The following is a 19,483-nucleotide window of genomic DNA, read 5'->3' as shown; positions in this document are numbered from 1 at the left end:
TTTCAAATTTTGGAGCGGGAAACGAGACTCGAACTCGCGACCCCGACCTTGGCAAGGTCGTGCTCTACCAACTGAGCTATTCCCGCAAATCTGTACTGCTTTTGTTGCTGTCGTAACGTGTAATTCTCTGTCGTTACGGGAGGCGCATTATACGAGAAATCCGTTTAGCTGCAACCCCCCTCAAAGCGATTTTTTTGAAATTCAGTTCAAGTGCTTATTTAATCGGCAAGCTGAACAATTTAGCGACAAAAATCCGGCCACGCAAGGCGCCGGATCGCAAAATCAGAGCTTAATAAAGTTTTCGCGATAGTACGCCAGCTCCGCAACAGACTCACGGATGTCGTCCATCGCCTGGTGCGTCCCCTGCTTTGTGAAGCCGTCGAGAATTTCCGGTTTCCAGCGGCGGGCCAGCTCTTTCAGGGTGCTCACATCCAGATAGCGGTAGTGGAAGTAGGACTCCAGCTCCGGCATGTACTTAAACAGGAAACGACGATCCTGACCAATGCTGTTGCCACAGATAGGCGATTTTCCTGCCGGCACCCACTGCTTCAGAAATTCAAGCGTCGCCAGCTCCGCTTCACGGTCGCCCAGGGTGCTGGCCTTCACGCGTTCCACCAGCCCGCTGCCGGTATGGGTACGCACGTTCCACTCATCCATCAGCGCAAGCTGGTCATCGGACTGGTGCACGGCAATCGTTGGGCCTTCCGCCAGAATATTGAGGTTGGCATCGGTGACCAGTGTGGCGATCTCAATAATGCGATCGCGCTCGGGATCAAGGCCGGTCATCTCCAGATCGATCCAAATCAGGTTGTTTTCGTCCGCGCTCATGTTATTTTCCACCCTTCTCGCATAACCGGCAGTAGCAGGTTAACTAGTATTAATTAGAGTGTATCATAGAGGTTTTGCCCGCTACGGGCGACCAGGAGCCAGCGCGATTGAGTAAAAATAAACTCTCCAAAGGGCAGCAGCGCCGCGTGAATGCAAATCACCAGCGCCGTCTTAAAACCACTACGGAGAAGCCCGATTACGACGACAACCTGTTTGGCGAAGCGACAGAAGGCGTTGTGATTAGCCGCTTCGGCATGCACGCCGATGTCGAATCTGCCGACGGGGATATCCACCGTTGCAATATCCGTCGCACCATCCGTTCCCTGGTGACCGGTGACCGCGTGGTCTGGCGTCCGGGCAAGGAGGCGGCGGAAGGGGTAACGGTTAAAGGCATCGTTGAAGCCGTGCATGAACGCACGTCGGTTCTGACCCGTCCGGATTTCTACGACGGCGTGAAGCCCATTGCCGCCAACATTAACCAGATCGTGATCGTTTCGGCGATTTTGCCTGAGCTTTCACTCAACATTATTGACCGTTATCTGGTGGCCTGCGAAACGCTACAGGTTGAGCCGCTTATCGTGCTGAATAAAATCGATCTGCTGGATGACGAGGCCATGGCCTTTGTCAATGAGCAGATGGATATTTACCGCAACATTGGCTATCGCGTGTTGATGGTTTCCAGCCGCACCAAAGACGGCCTGAAGCCGCTGGAAGATGCGCTAACCGACCGCATCAGCATCTTTGCAGGGCAGTCCGGCGTGGGTAAATCCAGCCTGCTTAACAATCTGCTCGGCCTTCAGCAGGAGATCCTGACCAACGATGTGTCGGACGTCTCCGGGCTGGGCCAGCACACCACCACCGCCTCACGTCTCTATCACTTCCCGCACGGCGGCGATGTGATTGACTCCCCGGGCGTGCGTGAATTTGGTCTCTGGCATCTCGAGCCGGAACAAATCTTTAACGGATTTGTCGAATTCCATGACTATTTAGGCGCTTGCAAATACCGCGACTGTAAACATGACAACGATCCGGGCTGCGCCATCCGCGAAGCGGTAGAGAACGGAGAAATTGCGGAAACCCGTTTCGAAAATTACCACCGCATTCTCGAAAGCATGGATCAGGTAAAAACGCGTAAAAACTTTTCTGATTCTGATAACTGACAACTAAGCTAAGCGTCGCTAAAATCGTCCCCTTTTTTCAGGTTCCGGCAGCGTAATGCCGGATCAGGAACGACAAAACAATGGCCTGGAGGCTACCTTGTTAAACTCATTTAAACTTTCGCTTCAATACATTCTGCCGAAACTGTGGCTCACTCGCCTGGCGGGCTGGGGCGCGAGCAAACGAGCGGGCTGGCTGACCAAACTGGTCATCGACCTGTTCGTGAAATACTACAAGGTCGACATGAAAGAAGCGCAGAAGCCGGATACGGCAAGCTATCGTACCTTCAACGAATTTTTTGTGCGTCCGCTGCGCGACGAAGTGCGTCCGCTGAATACCGACCCGAACGTGCTGGTGATGCCAGCGGACGGCGTGATCAGCCAGCTGGGTAAAATTGAAAACGACAAAATTTTGCAGGCGAAAGGCCATAACTACAGCCTGGAAGCGCTGCTGGCCGGTAACTACATAATGGCCGATCTGTTCCGTAACGGGACTTTCGCGACCACCTATCTCTCCCCGCGCGATTACCACCGCGTGCATATGCCGTGTAACGGTATTCTGCGCGAGATGATCTACGTGCCGGGGGATCTGTTCTCCGTCAATCACCTGACGGCGCAAAACGTTCCTAACCTGTTTGCCCGTAACGAGCGCGTCATCTGCCTGTTTGATACTGAATTTGGCCCAATGGCGCAGATTCTGGTGGGTGCTACCATTGTAGGCAGCATCGAAACCGTCTGGGCGGGCACCATTACTCCGCCACGCGAAGGCGTGATCAAGCGCTGGACCTGGCCTGCCGGCGAAGAAGAAGGTTCTGTGGCCCTGCTGAAAGGTCAGGAAATGGGCCGCTTCAAGCTGGGCTCAACGGTCATCAACCTGTTCGCTCCGGGCAAAGTTAACCTGGTCGACGAGCTGGAAAGCCTGTCCGTGACCAAACTCGGCCAGCCTCTGGCAGTATCGACGGAGGTCTTTGCAACACCAGACGTTGCGCCAGCCCCGTTGCCGGAAGATGAGATCAAAGCCGAGCACGACGCCAGCCCGCAGGTTGACGACAAAAAAGACGAAGGCTAACAACAGAAGGATCGCTGACGTGCGCCCGATTATCGTATTACTGATGGCCTGGTGCCTCAGCATGGGGGCGTACGCAGCGACGGCCCCCGACGCCAAACAGATAACCCAGGAGCTGGAGCAGGCAAAAGCGGCAAAACCCGCTCAGCCGGAGACCGTTGAGTCACTCCAGTCTGCACTGAACGCGCTTGAGGAACGAAAGGGTTCCCTTGAGCGCGCGCAGCAGTATCAACAGGTTATCGACAATTTCCCCAAACTCTCTCAGACCCTGCGCTCGCAGCTAAACAACCTGCGCGATGAACCACGCCAGGTCCCCGCGGGGATGACGTCCGAGGCGCTGAATCAGGAGATCCTGCAAGTCAGCAGCCAGCTGCTGGAAAAAAGCCGTCTGGCGCAGCAGGAGCAGGAACGGGCGCGTGAAATTGCCGATTCCCTCAGTCAGCTTCCACAGCAGCAAACCGATGCCCGCCGTCAGTTAAATGAGGTGGAACGCCGCATCGGGACGCAGACGGGCAGCACACCGCAGAATCAGGCGCAAAATCTTGGGTTGCAGGCGGAATCCGCCAGACTAAAAGCCCTGGTTGATGAACTGGAGCTGGCGCAGCTTTCCGCTAACAACCGCCAGGAGCTGTCGCGGATGCGTTCCGAGCTGGCGCAGAAGCAGAGCCAGCAGCTGGATGCGTATCTCCAGGCGCTGAGAAATCAACTCAACAGCCAGCGTCAGCGTGAAGCTGAACGTGCTCTGGAAAGCACAGAGTTACTGGCCGAAAACAGCGCTAACCTGCCCGACAGCATCGTCGCCCAGTTTAAGGTTAACCGCGAGCTTTCTGCTGCGCTGAATCAGCAGGCGCAGCGCATGGATTTGGTGGCCTCGCAGCAGCGTCAGGCTACCAATCAAACCCTTCAGGTTCGTCAGGCACTCAACACGCTGCGTGAACAGTCCCAGTGGCTTGGCTCGTCTAACCTGTTGGGCGAAGCGTTACGCGCGCAGGTGGCCCGTCTGCCAGAGATGCCAAAACCACAGCAGCTTGATACGGAGATGGCGCAGCTGCGTGTTCAGCGTCTTCATTATGAAGATCTCCTCAACAAGCAGCCGCAAATCCGCCAGATCCGTCAGGCTGACGGACAGCCGCTCACCGGCGAGCAAAGTCGTATTCTGGAAGCGCAGCTGCGCACCCAACGCGAACTGCTCAATTCCCTGTTGCAGGGGGGCGATACGCTGATCCTTGAGCTGACCAAGCTGAAAGTCTCGAATAGCCAGCTGGAGGATGCGCTGAAAGAGGTCAACGAAGCCACGCACCGTTACCTTTTCTGGACGTCCGACGTGCGGCCGATGACCTTCGCCTGGCCGATTGAGATCGTGCAGGATCTGCGCCGCCTCATTTCGCTGGACACCTTTAGCCAGCTGGGCCTCGCCAGCGTAATGATGATAACCAGCAAGGAGACTATCTTCCCGTTGCTGGGGGCGCTGATTCTGGTGGGCTTCAGTATTTATTCCCGTCGTCACTTTACCCGTTTCCTTGAGCGCTCCAGCGCCCGAGTGGGAAAAGTAACCCAGGATCACTTCTGGCTGACGTTGCGTACGGTGTTCTGGTCAATTCTGGTCGCGTCTCCGCTGCCGGTGCTGTGGATGACGCTCGGATACGGACTGCGTGAAGCCTGGCCCTACCCGCTTGCCGTCGCGATTGGCGATGGCGTGACCGCCACCGTCCCGCTGCTGTGGGTGGTGATGATTTGCGCCACGTTTGCGCGGCCAAATGGTCTGTTCATCGCTCACTTTGGCTGGCCGCGTAATCGCGTTGCGCGGGCGATGCGTTACTACCTGATGAGTATCGGGCTGATTGTGCCGCTGATTATGGCGTTGATCATGTTCGATAATCTCAATGACCGGGAGTTCTCCGGCTCGTTGGGACGGCTGTGCTTTATGCTGATCTGCGGGGCGTTAGCGGTAGTGACGCTCAGCCTGAAACGCGCCGGGATCCCGCTCTATCTCGACAAGACCGGCAGCGGCGATAACATGTTAAACCGTCTGCTGTGGAACCTGCTGCTCAGCGCGCCGCTGGCGGCGATGCTGGCGGCAGCGGTCGGTTATCTCGCCACGTCGCAGGCGCTGCTCGCCCGACTGGAAACGTCGGTGGCCATCTGGTTCCTGCTGCTGGTGGTCTACCATGTTATCCGCCGCGGCATGCTGATCCAGCGTCGTCGTCTGGCGTTTGACCGTGCTAAACATCGTCGCGCAGAAATTCTGGCCCAGCGCGCGCGGGGTGAGGAAGAGCCAAACCACGTCAACAGCACCGAAGGGACTACAGACGCTGATGACGTCGAACTGGATCTGGATGCGATAAGTACCCAGTCCCTGCGGCTGGTACGCTCAATTCTGATGCTGGTTGCCCTGCTGTCGGTGATCTACCTGTGGTCAGAAATCCACTCCGCGTTTGGCTTCCTGGAGAACATCTCTTTATGGGATGTGACATCCACGGTGCAGGGAGTCGAAAGCCTGGAGCCCATCACCTTAGGGGCCGTGCTGATTGCGATTCTGGTGCTGATCATCACCACCCAGCTGATACGTAACTTCCCTGCCTTGCTGGAGCTGGCGCTGTTGCAGCATCTGGATTTAACCCCAGGCACAGGCTATGCCATCACCACCATCACCAAGTATTTAATCATGCTGTTTGGTGGGCTGGTCGGCTTCTCGATGATTGGTATCGAATGGTCAAAACTGCAATGGCTGGTTGCCGCCCTGACCGTAGGCCTGGGCTTTGGTTTACAGGAGATTTTTGCCAACTTCGTTTCTGGTCTGATCATTCTGTTTGAAAAGCCGATTCGAATTGGTGATACGGTGACCATCCGCGATCTCACCGGCAGCGTCACCAGGATCAACACCCGTGCCACCACCATCAGCGACTGGGACCGTAAAGAGATCATCGTCCCGAACAAGGCATTTATCACCGAGCAGTTTATCAACTGGTCGCTGTCCGACTCCGTCACGCGTGTGGTGCTGACCGTACCCGCTCCGTCGGATGCCAACAGCGAAGAGGTGACGCAGATCCTGTATACGGCTGCTGAACGCTGTTCGCTGGTAATCGACAACCCACCGCCGGAAGTCTTCCTGGTTGATTTGCAGCAGGGGATCCAGATTTTCGAGCTGCGTATCTACGCCGCCGAGATGGGACACCGTATGCCGCTGCGCCATGAGATCCACCAGCTGATTCTGGCTGGCTTCCGCGAGCACGGAATTGATATGCCGTTCCCACCGTTCCAGATGCGTCTGGAAACGCTGGACGGACGTAAGACGGGAAGAACGTTGACGTCAGCGGCGCGTACGCGCCCGGCGGGAAGTTTGTAATCCTTTCCCCCTCCCCATCGGGAGGGGGTCAATCCTTTATGCCACTTCTGCTACACAGGCCGTCGAGCGACGACGGTAATGCTCATAAATCCCCATTGCCAGCAGCGAGAAGAAGATCGGTCCGCCAACCATCCACAGCGTGCTGTTCCAGTCATTTGCCTCAACAACGGGCTGAATGACGGTAAAAATGTTGGCGAACGCGACGACCAGCACCACAACAGTGGTCGCCAGCAGCGTCGCCGCACGGGTTTTGAAGATCACAAACGGTCGTTCCAGATCCTGCTTCGCCTTAAAGAACGGGAACGCCAGGGTCAGGAACAGATACGGAAGCGTCATCGATACGTTTGCCATCAGGGTCAGCTTGTTATAGAACGCCGACGCGGTATCACCGCCGAAGGACACCAGCAGAATGAACACGCACACCAGCATGCACTGCATCCACATCGCGTTGGCAGGCATACCGGCAGCGTTCAGCTGAGTCATACGTGCAGGCCACAGCGCCTTTGGCGTCCCCTGAATAATCGCTTTCAGCGGCGAGTAGATCAGCGTGAAGAACGCGCCAGTATAGGCGAGGAACATCGACAAACCGGTAATCCGCGCAAACCAGATCCCCAGGGTGGCCGACGTTTCCGGCGCGAGATCCATGGCGTTGCCCAGCGTCACCCCCAGGCTTTTCATCAACACGTAGGTAATGTTGCCGAGGTTGGTAGTGTTATTGCTCAGTACCTGCTGCCAGTTGATGCTGACGCCCCAGAGGAAAATCGCCAGTGAGTAGCCAATGGATATGACGATGGCGGCAAAGATAATGCCTTTGGCGAAGTTCTTTTCCGGATTTTCGGTTTTGTCGACCAGGCCGCCCACGGCTTCAATTCCACCGTAAGCAAAGATGGCAAACACCACGAAGGAGAGCATGGCCAGTCCGGACTGGTAACCCGGATTAGGCGATGAAACGAAGTTGACTTCCTGTGCGAAATGCCCGCCGTTCAGGCACAGAATGGCGATGCTGACCAGCAGCAGCACCAGGTTCAGGCACATCACGGAAATACCGCCAACGGCAGTGATACGGGCAATTTTGTTGATGCCTTTCGAGGCCACCAGCGTGACCACCACCATCCAGCACACCGCCAGAATACCGACCACCTGCGTGGAGCTCAGCCCCGCCAGAGACCAGACCTGCGTTTTATCCGCACCGAAGAGAAACGTTGAGAACGGCACCCAGACCTTGGCCGCCGTGCTGACCATCCAGACGACGTAGGATGAAAACCACATGAACGTACCGATAAACGCGTAACGGGGGCCGACGCTGTTGTTCATCCACGAATAGATGCCACCCTCTTCTTTCCGGTACGCCGAGCCCATCTCCGCCATCATCAGCGCAAACGGGATAAAGAAGAACAGAGCGGAAACGATATAAAACGGCGTCGCGCTGTAGCCCATCAGATAAAACGCGGACGGGCTATTGGCAAAGCCAAAGACTGACGTAAAAATCATCAGAATGAGCCCGGTAAGGGTCATTTTTTTGAGTGAGTGAGACATATAACCATCCGAAACGGAATTAAACTGCGCGGATGGTAGCAGATGACCAGACAAATATTGTGGCTATCCGAGGCAATTTAAGAAAAAGACCCGTCTATAGCGAAAAGAGCAGTTTTTAATGTGGCAGAGTTAAATGACCGAGTAGGCCGGGTAAGCGACAGCGCCACCCGGCATTTTTTCAGGCGCGATCGACCGTAAAGGCAATCACATCGCCCAGCTGCTCGGCACCCAGCGCCAGCATGACCAGACGATCCACACCCAGCGCCACGCCGGAGCAGTCCGGCAAACCGGCCTTAAGCGCTTCCAGCAGGTTGGTGTCAATCGGCTGCTGCGGCAGACCGCGCGCGTTGCGCTTGCGGTTATCCTGCTCGAAACGCTGCTGCTGTTCGCGCGCGTCGGTCAGCTCGTGGAAACCGTTCGCCAGCTCAATGCCTTTGAAGTACACCTCAAACCGTTCCGCCACGCGGTGATCTTCGGTGCTGATCTGCGCCAGCGAGGCCTGGCTGGCCGGGAAGTGATAGACAAACGTCGGGCGATCTTTACCAATTTGCGGTTCAACGCCAAAGGTGAACAGCAGTTGCAACAGCGTGTCGCGGTCCTCTTCGTTATCCGCCACATTGCTCAGATCCAGTTTTGCCGCCACTTCACGCAGCTGTGTTTTATCAGCCGACAGCGGATCGATTTCCAGATGGCGCTGGAAGGCCTGCTGATAGGAGAGCGTTTCAGCTTCCGCGCAATCCAGCACCTGTTGCAGCAGATCGTCGACTTCGTTCATCAGACGATACATGTCGTAGTGCGGGCGGTACCACTCCAGCATGGTGAATTCCGGATTATGGTGTCGGCCCATCTCTTCATTACGGAAGCTACGGCACAGCTGATAGACCGGACCACACCCGGCCGCCAGCAGACGCTTCATATGGTATTCCGGGCTGGTCATCAGATACAGATTCATGCCCTGAGAGTGGCCTGGGCCAACAAAACGGGTTTCAAACGGGACCAGATGAATATCCGTGACCGTCGCCTGACTCATGCACGGCGTTTCCACCTCCAGGACGCCGCGGTCGGCAAAGAAACGGCGGATCTCCGCCATAATTGCTGCGCGCTTTAGCAGGTTTGGAATGGATGCGCTCGGCTGCCAGGTGGCCGTTTCGCTCATGAGTTATTTCTCCGTTTTCAGACAAGGGCACGAAGTCTACTCGCAAGCCGGGGCAGAGACAAATTTTGCACAGTAAAAGTCCCTTTTCATTGCACAGAGAAATACTGTGACGCCATTCATTAATCACGATGATAAATCACCGCACAGAACAGCAAAAAAATCGAACACGTCAAATTTCCCTCCCTTCTACGCGGTTATACTGTTTTACCCATAAAGGAGCAGTGGAATCGCTTCCGCAATCGCCCGTTCGGGCAGGTGAACGTCCTTTAGCTCATCGCGTTGCGGGAAAACAAAAATCTGGAGGAATGTCGTGCAAACTTTTCAAGCCGATCTTGCCGTAATAGGCGCTGGCGGGGCTGGATTACGCGCTGCAATTGCTGCGGCACAAGCCAATCCGAACGCTAAAATCGCATTGATTTCAAAAGTCTATCCGATGCGCAGCCACACGGTAGCCGCAGAAGGAGGATCCGCTGCCGTCGCGCAGGATCATGACAGCTTCGAATACCATTTCCACGACACGGTTGCAGGGGGCGACTGGCTTTGCGAACAGGATGTCGTTGATTACTTCGTGCACCATTGCCCAACGGAGATGACCCAGCTGGAACAGTGGGGATGCCCGTGGAGCCGCCGTCCGGACGGGAGCGTCAACGTCCGCCGCTTCGGTGGCATGAAGATCGAACGCACCTGGTTTGCCGCCGATAAGACCGGCTTCCACATGCTGCACACCCTGTTCCAGACCTCCCTCCAGTTCCCACAAATCCAGCGCTTTGACGAACATTTCGTTCTCGACATTCTGGTCGACGACGGTCATGCGCGCGGACTGGTGGCGATGAACATGATGGAAGGCACGCTTGTCCAGATCCGCGCTAATGCGGTGGTGATGGCAACGGGCGGCGCGGGCCGCGTATACCGCTACAACACCAACGGCGGCATCGTCACCGGTGACGGTATGGGCATGGCGCTCAGCCACGGCGTCCCGCTGCGTGATATGGAGTTCGTCCAGTATCACCCAACCGGCCTACCGGGCTCCGGCATACTGATGACGGAAGGCTGCCGCGGCGAAGGCGGAATTCTGGTCAACAAAAACGGCTATCGCTATTTGCAGGATTACGGCATGGGTCCGGAAACCCCACTTGGCGAGCCGAAAAACAAATACATGGAACTCGGCCCTCGCGACAAAGTCTCTCAGGCTTTCTGGCACGAGTGGCGCAAAGGCAACACCATCTCAACGCCGCGCGGCGACGTGGTGCATCTCGACCTGCGTCATCTCGGCGAGAAGAAACTGCTGGAGCGTCTGCCGTTTATCTGCGAGCTGGCGAAAGCGTATGTGGGCGTCGATCCGGTGAAAGAACCGATCCCGGTGCGTCCAACCGCGCACTACACCATGGGCGGCATCGAAACCGATCAGCAGTGCGAAACCCGCATCAAAGGGCTGTTTGCGGTGGGCGAGTGTTCCTCCGTCGGTCTGCACGGCGCAAACCGTCTGGGCTCGAACTCGCTGGCTGAGCTGGTGGTCTTTGGTCGCATGGCGGGCGAACGTGCGGTGGAGCGTGCCGCAACGGCAGGTGAAGCTAACAGCGCGGCGCTGGATGCGCAGGTTGTAGACGTCGAAAAACGCCTGAAAGACCTGGTGAACCAGGAAGGTAACGAAAACTGGTCGAAGATCCGCGACGAAATGGGGCTGTCGATGGAAGAAGGCTGCGGGATCTACCGTACGCCAGAGCTGATGCAGAAAACCGTCGATAAGCTGGCGGAGTTGCAGGAGCGCTTCAAGCGCGTGCGTATCACCGACACTTCCAGCGTATTCAATACCGAACTGCTTTATACCATTGAACTGGGCCACGGCCTGAACGTCGCAGAATGTATGGCCCATTCCGCCCTGGCGCGTAAAGAGTCCCGCGGCGCGCACCAGCGTCTGGATGAGGGCTGCACTGAACGTGACGACGTCAATTTCCTTAAACACACTCTCGCCTGGCGCGATGCGGATGGCACCACCCGTCTGGACTACAGCGACGTGAAAATCACCACGCTGCCACCGGCGAAACGCGTGTACGGTGCAGAAGCAGAAGCCGCCGATAAGAAGGAGAAGGCGAATGGCTGAGATGCAAAAACTGAAAGTTGAAGTGGTGCGCTACAATCCGGAAGTGGACGCCGCGCCGCATAGCGCTTTCTATGAAGTCCCTTACGACGAGCAAACCTCCCTGCTGGATGCGCTCGGCTATATCAAAGATAACCTGGCCCCAGACCTGAGCTACCGCTGGTCCTGCCGCATGGCAATTTGCGGCTCCTGCGGCATGATGGTCAACAAGGTGCCAAAGCTGGCGTGTAAAACCTTCCTGCGTGATTACACCAAAGGCATCAAGGTTGAAGCGCTGGGCAATTTCCCGATTGAGCGCGATCTGGTGGTCGACATGACCCACTTTATCGAAAGCCTCGAAGCGATTAAGCCGTACATCATCGGCAACCCGCGCACACCGGATCAGGGGCCAAACACTCAGACGCCCGCGCAGATGGCGAAATACCATCAGTTCTCCGGCTGCATCAACTGCGGCCTGTGCTACGCCGCCTGTCCACAGTTTGGCCTGAACCCTGAGTTTATCGGCCCGGCCGCCATTACCCTGGCGCACCGCTATAACGAAGACAGCCGCGACCACGGCAAAAAAGAACGTATGGCCCAGTTGAACAGCCAGAACGGGGTCTGGACCTGCACGTTTGTCGGTTACTGCTCCGAAGTCTGTCCGAAGCATGTCGACCCGGCCGCCGCCATTCAGCAGGGTAAGGTGGAAAGCTCGAAAGACTTTCTTATCGCTACCCTGAAACCACGCTAAGGAGTGCATGATGACGACTAAACGCAAAGCCTACGTGCGACCAATGCCGTCCACCTGGTGGAAAAAACTGCCGTTTTATCGCTTCTATATGCTGCGTGAAGGCACGGCAATTCCCGCGGTCTGGTTCAGCCTCGAACTGATGTACGGGGTGTATGCCCTCAAGCACGGCCCGGAAGCCTGGGCCAGTTTTGTGGGCTTCCTGCAAAACCCAATCATCGTAGTACTGAACCTGATTGTGCTCGCCGCCGCGCTGCTTCATACCAAAACCTGGTTTGAACTGGCGCCAAAAGCAGCGAACATCATTGTAAAAGGCGAAAAAATGGGGCCAGAGCCGGTCATTAAAGGGCTCTGGGCAGTGACAGCAGTTGTCTCTGTGGTCATTCTGTTTGTCGCACTGTTTTGGTAAGGAGACTACTGTGATCAATCCAAATCCAAAACGTTCAGACGAGCCGGTTTTCTGGGGGCTGTTTGGCGCAGGCGGCATGTGGAGCGCCATTATTGCCCCGGTCATTATCCTGCTGGTCGGGATCATGCTGCCGCTGGGGTTGTTCCCGGGCGATGCGCTGAGCTATGAGCGCGTACTGGCCTTTGCGAGCAGCTTTATTGGCCGCGTGTTCATCTTCCTGATGATCGTCCTGCCGCTGTGGTGTGGTCTGCACCGTATCCACCATGCGATGCACGATCTGAAAATCCATGTGCCAAGCGGTAAATGGGTCTTCTACGGTCTGGCGACCATTCTGACGGTCGTCACGTTGATTGCCGTGGTCACCATCTGACTGAACAGGCCCGCCATCCGGCGGGCTTTTTACTTTTTCATCTTCTCCACCAGCCACCGGGAAAATTCGCGCATGGCTGGCGTTTCTGCCCGGGACTGCAATCGGGTCAGCCAGTAACTGCCGAGCTCAATCTGCGTCGCAAAGGGCTGTACAATGCGCTCGCTGGCTAACAGATGGGTAAACATATCGACAGGCGCAATGGCAATGCCCACCCCTGCCTGAGCGGCCTCCAGCATGGTCACGGACGAATCAAATACCATCACGCGGTGCGTTGGCGAAGGGGGATGCTCGCCGGCCGCCTGCATCCACGCGGTCCATTCATCGCGTCGGTAAGAGCGCAGCAGCGTAAACCTGAGGATGTCGGCCGGACTGTGCAGACTGGCGGCGATATCGGGCGTACACAGCGGCGCGAGCGGCGCATGACAAAGGAATTCAGCCTCGGTGCCGTGCCACGCCCCGCCACCGTATCGGATCGTATAGTCAAGCCCTTCGGCAGCCGGATCAACGCGGTTGTTATGGGTGGAAAGCTGAAGATCGATGTGCGGATAGCCACGGCGAAAATCCTCCAGCTGCGAGAATAAAACCCCGGTGGCAAATGTACCCACCACGCCGATTTTCAGCTTCTCCTGCGCACGATGGTTAGCGAAGCGATCCAGCATTCCGGCTATACGATCGAAAGAATCATTCAGCACCGGCAGTAAATTTTCACCCTCGGTAGTCAACATCAGCCCGCGCGACACGCGAACGAACAGCTGACAGTTCAGGTGCTGCTCCAGCGTTTTCACATGCTGGCTAATGGCTGAATGGGTCACGTTCAGCTCAATGGCCGCATGCGTAAAGCTGAGATGTCTCGCGGCGGCTTCAAAAGCTCGAAGCGAATTGAGGGGGAGATAGCTTCGCGTCATGGTCTCTTCCGTTAGAAAAATTAACAGCTAATGCTAAATTTAACCGTTTGTCAGGCACAGTCAAATCCAACAGACTACGCCTGTCTGATGGGCCCGGACACCCCCTTGACTCGCTATTACGGAAGATTACTGATGATGAAAAAATCCCTTTGCTGCGCCCTGCTGCTGGGCCTCTCTTGCTCTGCTCTCGCCGCGCCAGTATCAGAAAAACAGCTGGCGGAGGTGGTCGCGAATACGGTTACCCCGCTGATGAAAGCCCAGTCTGTTCCAGGCATGGCGGTGGCCGTTATTTATCAGGGAAAACCGCACTATTACACGTTTGGCAAGGCCGATATCGCGGCGAATAAACCCGTTACGCCTCAGACCCTGTTCGAGCTGGGTTCTATAAGTAAAACCTTCACCGGCGTTTTAGGTGGGGATGCCATTGCTCGCGGTGAAATTTCGCTGGACGATCCGGTGACCAGATACTGGCCACAGCTGACAGGCAAGCAGTGGCAGGGTATTCGTATGCTGGATCTCGCCACCTACACCGCTGGCGGCCTGCCGCTACAGGTACCGGATGAGGTCACGGATAACGCCTCCCTGCTGCGCTTTTATCAAAACTGGCAGCCGCAGTGGAAGCCTGGCACAACGCGTCTTTACGCCAACGCCAGCATCGGTCTTTTTGGTGCGCTGGCGGTCAAACCTTCCGGCATGCCCTATGAGCAGGCCATGACGACGCGGGTCCTTAAGCCGCTCAAGCTGGACCATACCTGGATTAACGTTCCGAAAGCGGAAGAGGCGCATTACTCCTGGGGCTATCGTGACGGTAAAGCGGTGCGCGTTTCGCCGGGAATGCTGGATGCACAAGCCTATGGCGTGAAAACCAACGTGCAGGATATGGCGAACTGGGTCATGGCAAACATGGCGCCGGAGAAGGTTGCCGATGCCCCACTTAAGCAGGGCATCGCGCTGGCGCAGTCGCGCTACTGGCGTATCGGGTCAATGTATCAGGGTCTGGGCTGGGAGATGCTCAACTGGCCCGTGGAGGCCAACACGGTGGTCGAAGGCAGCGACAGTAAGGTAGCGCTGGCGCCATTACCCGTGGCAGAAGTGAATCCACCGGCTCCCCCGGTCAAAGCGTCCTGGGTCCATAAAACGGGTTCTACTGGCGGATTTGGCAGCTACGTGGCCTTTATTCCTGAAAAGCAGATCGGTATTGTGATGCTCGCGAATAAAAGCTATCCGAACCCGGCACGCGTTGAGGCGGCATACCATATCCTCGAGGCGCTACAGTAAAACATTGCCGGGTGGCGCTGCGCTTACCCGGCCTACACAACGCGTGAACTTTGTAGGCCGGGTAAGGCGAAGCCGCCACCCGGCAAAACACCCTACACAATCTCCCGCATTTTCCCTGCTGTCATCTACACTTAACAAAAAACAGTAAGGAAACTCCTATGCGCATTCTGCCTGTTATTGCCGCAGTAACAGCCGCGTTTTTAGTGGTTGCTTGCAGTTCCCCTACTCCTCCGCCTGGCGTCACGGTAGTCAGTAATTTCGACGCACAGCGCTTCCTCGGCACCTGGTATGAAATCGCCCGAATGGACCATCAGTTCGAACGGGGCTTAGAAAAAGTCACGGTCAACTACAGCGCGATGGATGACGGCGGGATCCGGGTCATTAACCGCGGCTATAACCCGGATCGCCAGATGTGGCAGCAGTCAGTTGGTCAGGCCTATTTCACCGGCGCGTCTAACCGCGCGGCCATGAAAGTCTCTTTCATCGGCCCATTCTACGGCGGGTATAACGTCATTGCGCTGGACAGAGAGTACCGCCATGCGCTGGTGTGTGGGCCGGATCGCAACTATCTGTGGATCCTCTCCCGCACGCCAACGATCCCGGCGGAAATGAAACAGCAGATGCTGGACATAGCGACCCGGCAAGGGTTTGACGTGACGAAATTACTCTGGGTAAAACAGCCGCATTAGTGGGTACTGAGTTTTAACCCGATGATACCCGCGACGATTAACGCGAGGCTGGCGATGCGCGCCAGGCTCGCAGACTCCCCCAGCAGCAGAATACCGGTAATGGCAGCCCCTACCGCGCCAATTCCCGTCCAGACAGCGTAAGCCGTTCCGACTGGCAAGCTTCGCATCGCCCATGACAACATGACGATACTGACAATCATTGCGGCGATAGTGATGACGCTGGGCGTCAGGCGGGTAAAACCATGGGTATATTTCAGGCCAATTGCCCATACCACTTCGAGCAAACCGGCAATAACAAGAACGATCCAGGACATATCAGGCTCCTTAACTTAACGACAAGTTGGGGCCGTCCCCGATGAATGAAGCGCTTACGGGTCGTCCCGCAAGGCTGAGGTTGCGCCTTATATTTTGGTTAGCATGGAATTTTTTTTCAAACTTTTTCTGCTGAACATGTTAAGGCAAGAAATAGCCTCAGTAAGACACGGAGTTCAGGCATTTATGACTCATCCGACTTCTCTATGATGATAGGCTTTCTGATGGCAGGAAGCCAAACCACTAGCCGACTGCGAAAATTTTATGTTTAAAATTCTTTTGATTGACCGTTGTCACTTCACCCGCACGGGATTTGAAGCCTGGGTCAATCATTCAGACCTGTTTTCGGGTCATTTCGTCGTAACCGGGGTAAATAATCTTTTCCTCGCCAGAGAGCATATCCTGCAATGGAAACCTGCGCTGGTCATCGCTGATTTATCTGGCTTCCGGCAGGATTTACACCATTTTCAGCAGCTATCCTCCCTGCTGATTGCCAGCGAAACATTGCCTTTTATTATGCTGCAATCAGGCCAGGAGCAAGAGATGACAGATTATCTGGCGCAGTTCCCGATATGGTCTTCTCTTTCCAAAAATACCGATCTGGAAAAACTAGCGGCGGTGATAAATGACGCGCTAACGTCATGCGCAAGCGCGGAGCTTCCGGAGATGGCGGCACCGTTACTGACGCGTCAGGAAGAGAGAGTTCTTAGCCTGTGGATGGATGGCGCGAGCAACCAGAAAATTGCCAGCAATCTGCGCATTAACGGAAAAACGGTGTACACGTACAAACGCAATATCCGCATGAAGCTACATATGGATACGCGCTACTCCCCGTTTTTATCGCTACAGGAAGTGGAGAATTGACGGTACGGTGAAATGACCTGCCGTACCGTCGCTTTCATTAGTTCTGAGCTTTGGTTGCTGCGCCAGAAATCGCGTTACCACCGTCGGAGATATCTTCCCCTACGCCACGGGTGGTGTTACATGCAGTCAGTACCGAAGAAAGCACCAGAACAGAAAAGATCGCTGCAATTGTTTTCTTAACCATAATATCTTCCTTTTATAGCCAAAGTTATTTTGTGTATAGCAACTTAAGAATAGACAAGATCTTGTCGTTTGACGGAAAAGGAAGAATTTTTAGGAAAATTAGACGGAATTAGCTGGCCGCATGGGAAATGATATGGCCGAGATCCTGGATATCTTCACCCACGCCACGCGCGGTGTTGCAACCGGAGAGAATTGCGCTGGAGAGCGCTAACAGAAGCAGAATTTTAACGGTACGTTTCATCTTCCCTGCCTGCAAAAACAGGCGCAGCGGGCGCTGCGCCTTACATCATGACGTAAATTACTTCACGCGGGATACGTATTCGCCGGAGCGGGTATCCACTTTGATCACTTCACCGATCTGTACGAACAGTGGCACTTTCACCACAGCGCCGGTAGACAGAGTGGCAGGCTTGCCGCCAGTACCTGCGGTATCACCTTTCAGACCTGGATCGGTTTCAACGATTTCCAGCTCAACGAAGTTCGGAGGCGTAACCGCGATAGGCTGACCGTTCCACAGGGTCACGATGCACTCAGCCTGATCCAGCAGCCACTTGGCGTTGTCACCAATCGCTTTTGCGTCCGCAGACAGCTGCTCGAAGGTTTCGTTGTTCATGAAGTGCCAGAACTCACCGTCGTTGTACAGGTAAGTCAGGTTCATATCGACAACATCAGCGCCTTCAGCGGAGTCAGTAGATTTGAAGGTTTTCTCAACACGGGTACCGGTCAGCAGGCGACGCAGCTTTACGCGTGCGAATGCCTGGCCTTTACCTGGTTTAACGAATTCGCTGGCTTCAACCGCGTACGGTTCGCCGTCCATCATGATTTTAAGACCAGCACGAAAATCGTTGCTATAGTACGTTGCCATAAGGCCCTCTAAATTTGTTAACTGGTAGCTAAGCCACAAAATGGCGCATATTGTAACCCTAAACACCCCGTCCAGAGAAGATTGGTTATCGCAACTTGCCGATGTAATCACCAGTCCTGATGAATTGCTGCGTCTTTTAGACCTCGAACAGCACGAAGCGTTGCGTGCAGGTCGTGAGGCGAAACGCCTTTTCGCCCTGCGCGTTCCCCGCGCGTTTGTTGCCCGAATGGAAAAGGGCAATCCTGATGATCCGTTATTAAAACAAACACTTACCTCTCAGGATGAGTTTATTACCGCCCCCGGCTACAGCACCGATCCGCTGCAAGAGCAGAACAGTGTCGTACCGGGTTTGCTGCATAAATACCGCAATCGTGCCCTGCTGCTGGTTAAGGGCGGTTGCGCGGTAAATTGCCGCTATTGCTTCCGTCGCCACTTCCCGTACGCCGAAAACCAGGGCAATAAGCGCAACTGGCAGGTGGCGCTGGACTACATCACGGCGCACCCGGAACTGGATGAAATCATCTTTTCCGGCGGCGACCCGCTGATGGCAAAAGATCATGAGCTGGACTGGCTGCTGACTCAGCTTGAGACCATCCCGCACATTAAGCGTCTGCGCATTCACAGCCGTTTACCGATCGTCATCCCGGCGCGTATCACCGACGCCCTGGTCACGCGCCTGGAGCAGTCCCGTTTGCAGGTGCTGCTGGTGAATCATATCAACCACGCGAATGAAATTGACGCGGACTTTCGTGCGGCGATGGCGCGTATGCGAAAGGCAGGCGTGACGCTGCTCAACCAGAGCGTATTACTGCGCGGCGTGAACGACAGCGCCCGCGTGCTGGCCGATCTCAGCAATGCCTTATTTGATGCGGGCGTTATGCCCTATTACCTGCATGTTCTGGATCGCGTCCAGGGCGCGGCGCACTTCATGGTGACAGATGAAGAGGCCCGGAAGATTATGCGCGAGCTGTTAACGCTGGTTTCAGGTTATATGGTGCCGAAGCTGGCACGTGAGATTGGCGGAGAGCCGAGTAAGACGCCGCTGGATTTGCAGCTGCGTCAGCAGTAAAAAGGCAGGTGGCGCTACGCTTACCTGCCCTGGAGATAAAGCGGCAGCGCCATCAAACGGTTATATCAGTTCGGGCACTTATAGACCTGGCCGTTCATCTGGCTGGCGGTTGGCACAAAGCTGGACAGCATCCCCTGCGTCGGGCTGCTTACCCCGTAAATCACGTTGCCGCCCATTGCCGCAGCCTGATTACGCAGGGCATTGGCCGCACCGCGCATAGAGCCGCCCTCTTCGCCGTGCTGCCCCGACATCCAGTTGCTTTGCTCGCCAGTGGCGGTGCCTAACAGCTGGCATTCGCTGCCCGGCTTATCTTCCACAAAGCGAACGCTCTGGCCCGCTGCCGTCAGCTCATTGCTGGTGCTACAACCCGCCAGCAGCAATGCTGCACCTACAATCCCTGCACAGACTTTTATGCGCATGTTATTCCTCGTTTTCAATAAGCTGGACAGTAGTTGTCCGCGTGTAAACCTTATACTAAAAAGATGACCAAAAGAAAAATGCTGAGCATTTCTGCGAGCCAGATTCCGCTGGCACTCCTCCGACATCTTAAATGAATTCTGATAATAACCTTTGGGATATCGTGTTTTAGCCCCCGATCGTTTTTAGTGATGCGACGTACAACTTT

Annotated in this window: 20 protein-coding genes and 1 tRNA gene; 11 read left to right on the top strand and 10 right to left on the bottom strand. The window is 55.6% G+C overall.

Annotation, left to right across the window (positions count from 1 at the left end; all coding sequences use genetic code 11):
• Positions 1-10 precede the first annotated feature (10 nt).
• Together SK47_RS01805 and orn are read right to left on the bottom strand one after the other, a co-directional pair.
• A tRNA-Gly gene (locus SK47_RS01805) sits at positions 11-86 on the bottom strand.
• A 196-nt stretch (positions 87-282) separates the two neighbouring features.
• A complete protein-coding gene (orn, locus tag SK47_RS01800; protein ID WP_003855965.1) occupies positions 283-828 on the bottom strand; it encodes an oligoribonuclease in 546 nt (181 codons plus the stop codon).
• 107 nt (positions 829-935) lie between these two features.
• Between orn and rsgA the strand changes: the two genes are divergently transcribed.
• The 3 genes from rsgA (at position 936) to mscM (ending at position 6,397) form a co-directional block, all read left to right on the top strand.
• Positions 936-1,988 (top strand): small ribosomal subunit biogenesis GTPase RsgA, encoded by a 1,053-nt coding sequence (gene rsgA, locus SK47_RS01795; RefSeq protein WP_003855964.1) that lies wholly within the window; start codon positions 936-938, stop codon positions 1,986-1,988.
• A gap of 97 nt (positions 1,989-2,085) precedes the next feature.
• Positions 2,086-3,054 carry an archaetidylserine decarboxylase gene (gene asd / locus SK47_RS01790; RefSeq protein ID WP_048245030.1) on the top strand — a complete coding sequence of 323 codons (969 nt, stop codon included), beginning with the start codon at positions 2,086-2,088 and terminating at the stop codon, positions 3,052-3,054.
• A gap of 19 nt (positions 3,055-3,073) precedes the next feature.
• Positions 3,074-6,397, top strand: coding sequence for a miniconductance mechanosensitive channel MscM (mscM, locus tag SK47_RS01785; RefSeq protein WP_003855962.1), 3,324 nt, complete (start codon positions 3,074-3,076; stop codon positions 6,395-6,397).
• 36 nt (positions 6,398-6,433) lie between these two features.
• Here the strand turns inward: mscM and yjeM are convergent, their stop codons facing one another.
• Both yjeM and epmA read right to left on the bottom strand, forming a co-directional pair.
• The gene (yjeM, locus tag SK47_RS01780; protein WP_048243393.1) at positions 6,434-7,933 is read right to left on the bottom strand and encodes a glutamate/gamma-aminobutyrate family transporter YjeM; all 1,500 of its coding nucleotides are present in this window, start codon (positions 7,931-7,933) and stop codon (positions 6,434-6,436) included.
• A gap of 178 nt (positions 7,934-8,111) precedes the next feature.
• On the bottom strand, positions 8,112-9,089 hold the full coding sequence (epmA, locus tag SK47_RS01775; RefSeq protein WP_003855960.1) for an elongation factor P--(R)-beta-lysine ligase: 978 nt from the start codon (positions 9,087-9,089) through the stop codon (positions 8,112-8,114).
• A 310-nt stretch (positions 9,090-9,399) separates the two neighbouring features.
• Between epmA and frdA the strand changes: the two genes are divergently transcribed.
• Genes frdA through frdD form a run of 4 tightly spaced genes read left to right on the top strand, consistent with a single transcriptional unit; the run spans position 9,400 to position 12,693 of the window.
• Positions 9,400-11,190, top strand: coding sequence for a fumarate reductase (quinol) flavoprotein subunit (gene frdA / locus SK47_RS01770; RefSeq protein ID WP_023324036.1), 1,791 nt, complete (start codon positions 9,400-9,402; stop codon positions 11,188-11,190).
• Positions 11,183-11,917 carry a succinate dehydrogenase/fumarate reductase iron-sulfur subunit gene (locus SK47_RS01765; protein ID WP_003855955.1) on the top strand — a complete coding sequence of 245 codons (735 nt, stop codon included), beginning with the start codon at positions 11,183-11,185 and terminating at the stop codon, positions 11,915-11,917. The genes frdA and SK47_RS01765 overlap by 8 nt, the downstream gene beginning before the upstream one ends.
• A 10-nt stretch (positions 11,918-11,927) precedes the next feature.
• The gene (gene frdC, locus SK47_RS01760; protein WP_023324035.1) at positions 11,928-12,323 is read left to right on the top strand and encodes a fumarate reductase subunit FrdC; all 396 of its coding nucleotides are present in this window, start codon (positions 11,928-11,930) and stop codon (positions 12,321-12,323) included.
• A gap of 10 nt (positions 12,324-12,333) precedes the next feature.
• A complete protein-coding gene (gene frdD, locus SK47_RS01755) occupies positions 12,334-12,693 on the top strand; it encodes a fumarate reductase subunit FrdD (protein ID WP_000609653.1) in 360 nt (119 codons plus the stop codon).
• Between the two features lie 29 nt (positions 12,694-12,722).
• On the opposite strand, the gene ampR is transcribed toward frdD, so the two are convergent.
• On the bottom strand, positions 12,723-13,598 hold the full coding sequence (gene ampR, locus SK47_RS01750; RefSeq protein WP_003855952.1) for a LysR family transcriptional regulator AmpR: 876 nt from the start codon (positions 13,596-13,598) through the stop codon (positions 12,723-12,725).
• Positions 13,599-13,730: 132 nt separating this feature from the next.
• On the opposite strand from ampR, the gene blaACT reads away from it, so the two are divergent.
• Together blaACT and SK47_RS01740 are read left to right on the top strand one after the other, a co-directional pair.
• Positions 13,731-14,876: an ACT family cephalosporin-hydrolyzing class C beta-lactamase gene (gene blaACT, locus SK47_RS01745; protein WP_048243390.1), complete on the top strand. Its 1,146-nt coding sequence runs from the start codon at positions 13,731-13,733 to the stop codon at positions 14,874-14,876.
• A gap of 158 nt (positions 14,877-15,034) precedes the next feature.
• Positions 15,035-15,565 carry a lipocalin family protein gene (locus tag SK47_RS01740; RefSeq protein ID WP_003855945.1) on the top strand — a complete coding sequence of 177 codons (531 nt, stop codon included), beginning with the start codon at positions 15,035-15,037 and terminating at the stop codon, positions 15,563-15,565.
• On the opposite strand, the gene sugE is transcribed toward SK47_RS01740, so the two are convergent.
• Positions 15,562-15,879 carry a quaternary ammonium compound efflux SMR transporter SugE gene (sugE, locus tag SK47_RS01735; protein ID WP_003855944.1) on the bottom strand — a complete coding sequence of 106 codons (318 nt, stop codon included), beginning with the start codon at positions 15,877-15,879 and terminating at the stop codon, positions 15,562-15,564. The genes SK47_RS01740 and sugE overlap by 4 nt on opposite strands.
• Positions 15,880-16,141: 262 nt before the next feature.
• Between sugE and SK47_RS01730 the strand changes: the two genes are divergently transcribed.
• Positions 16,142-16,741, top strand: coding sequence for a helix-turn-helix transcriptional regulator (locus tag SK47_RS01730; RefSeq protein ID WP_022650247.1), 600 nt, complete (start codon positions 16,142-16,144; stop codon positions 16,739-16,741).
• A 37-nt stretch (positions 16,742-16,778) separates the two neighbouring features.
• Here the strand turns inward: SK47_RS01730 and ecnB are convergent, their stop codons facing one another.
• From ecnB to efp, 3 genes are all read right to left on the bottom strand, one after another.
• Entirely contained in the window at positions 16,779-16,925 is a 147-nt protein-coding gene (ecnB, locus tag SK47_RS01725; protein ID WP_003855942.1) for a lipoprotein toxin entericidin B, read from the bottom strand.
• Between the two features lie 108 nt (positions 16,926-17,033).
• Positions 17,034-17,165, bottom strand: coding sequence for an entericidin A/B family lipoprotein (locus SK47_RS01720; RefSeq protein WP_006810410.1), 132 nt, complete (start codon positions 17,163-17,165; stop codon positions 17,034-17,036).
• A 57-nt stretch (positions 17,166-17,222) separates the two neighbouring features.
• Positions 17,223-17,789, bottom strand: coding sequence for an elongation factor P (gene efp / locus SK47_RS01715; protein ID WP_003855940.1), 567 nt, complete (start codon positions 17,787-17,789; stop codon positions 17,223-17,225).
• Between the two features lie 40 nt (positions 17,790-17,829).
• Here efp and epmB point away from each other — a divergent pair, with 40 nt between their 5' ends.
• The gene (epmB, locus tag SK47_RS01710) at positions 17,830-18,858 is read left to right on the top strand and encodes an EF-P beta-lysylation protein EpmB (protein WP_003855939.1); all 1,029 of its coding nucleotides are present in this window, start codon (positions 17,830-17,832) and stop codon (positions 18,856-18,858) included.
• A gap of 65 nt (positions 18,859-18,923) precedes the next feature.
• On the opposite strand, the gene SK47_RS01705 is transcribed toward epmB, so the two are convergent.
• Positions 18,924-19,277: a DUF4156 domain-containing protein gene (locus SK47_RS01705; RefSeq protein WP_003855938.1), complete on the bottom strand. Its 354-nt coding sequence runs from the start codon at positions 19,275-19,277 to the stop codon at positions 18,924-18,926.
• Positions 19,278-19,483: the final 206 nt, after the last annotated feature.

The organism is Enterobacter sp. BWH52, from assembly GCF_001037565.1.
GTDB lineage: Bacteria > Pseudomonadota > Gammaproteobacteria > Enterobacterales > Enterobacteriaceae > Enterobacter > Enterobacter hormaechei_C.
This window is presented reverse-complemented; position numbering and strand designations above follow the sequence as displayed.

Bases quoted from the DNA above. Each gene is read 5' to 3' on its own strand.
- orn (WP_003855965.1), bottom strand. From the start codon at position 828: ATGAGCGCGGACGAAAACAACCTGATTTGGATCGATCTGGAGATGACC.
- yjeM (WP_048243393.1), bottom strand. From the start codon at position 7,933: ATGTCTCACTCACTCAAAAAAATGACCCTTACCGGGCTCATTCTGATG.
- epmA (WP_003855960.1), bottom strand. From the start codon at position 9,089: ATGAGCGAAACGGCCACCTGGCAGCCGAGCGCATCCATTCCAAACCTG.
- SK47_RS01765 (WP_003855955.1), top strand. From the start codon at position 11,183: ATGGCTGAGATGCAAAAACTGAAAGTTGAAGTGGTGCGCTACAATCCG.
- frdC (WP_023324035.1), top strand. From the start codon at position 11,928: ATGACGACTAAACGCAAAGCCTACGTGCGACCAATGCCGTCCACCTGG.
- ampR (WP_003855952.1), bottom strand. From the start codon at position 13,598: ATGACGCGAAGCTATCTCCCCCTCAATTCGCTTCGAGCTTTTGAAGCC.
- blaACT (WP_048243390.1), top strand. From the start codon at position 13,731: ATGATGAAAAAATCCCTTTGCTGCGCCCTGCTGCTGGGCCTCTCTTGC.
- SK47_RS01740 (WP_003855945.1), top strand. From the start codon at position 15,035: ATGCGCATTCTGCCTGTTATTGCCGCAGTAACAGCCGCGTTTTTAGTG.
- sugE (WP_003855944.1), bottom strand. From the start codon at position 15,879: ATGTCCTGGATCGTTCTTGTTATTGCCGGTTTGCTCGAAGTGGTATGG.
- SK47_RS01730 (WP_022650247.1), top strand. From the start codon at position 16,142: ATGTTTAAAATTCTTTTGATTGACCGTTGTCACTTCACCCGCACGGGA.
- ecnB (WP_003855942.1), bottom strand. From the start codon at position 16,925: ATGGTTAAGAAAACAATTGCAGCGATCTTTTCTGTTCTGGTGCTTTCT.
- SK47_RS01720 (WP_006810410.1), bottom strand. From the start codon at position 17,165: ATGAAACGTACCGTTAAAATTCTGCTTCTGTTAGCGCTCTCCAGCGCA.
- efp (WP_003855940.1), bottom strand. From the start codon at position 17,789: ATGGCAACGTACTATAGCAACGATTTTCGTGCTGGTCTTAAAATCATG.
- epmB (WP_003855939.1), top strand. From the start codon at position 17,830: ATGGCGCATATTGTAACCCTAAACACCCCGTCCAGAGAAGATTGGTTA.
- SK47_RS01705 (WP_003855938.1), bottom strand. From the start codon at position 19,277: ATGCGCATAAAAGTCTGTGCAGGGATTGTAGGTGCAGCATTGCTGCTG.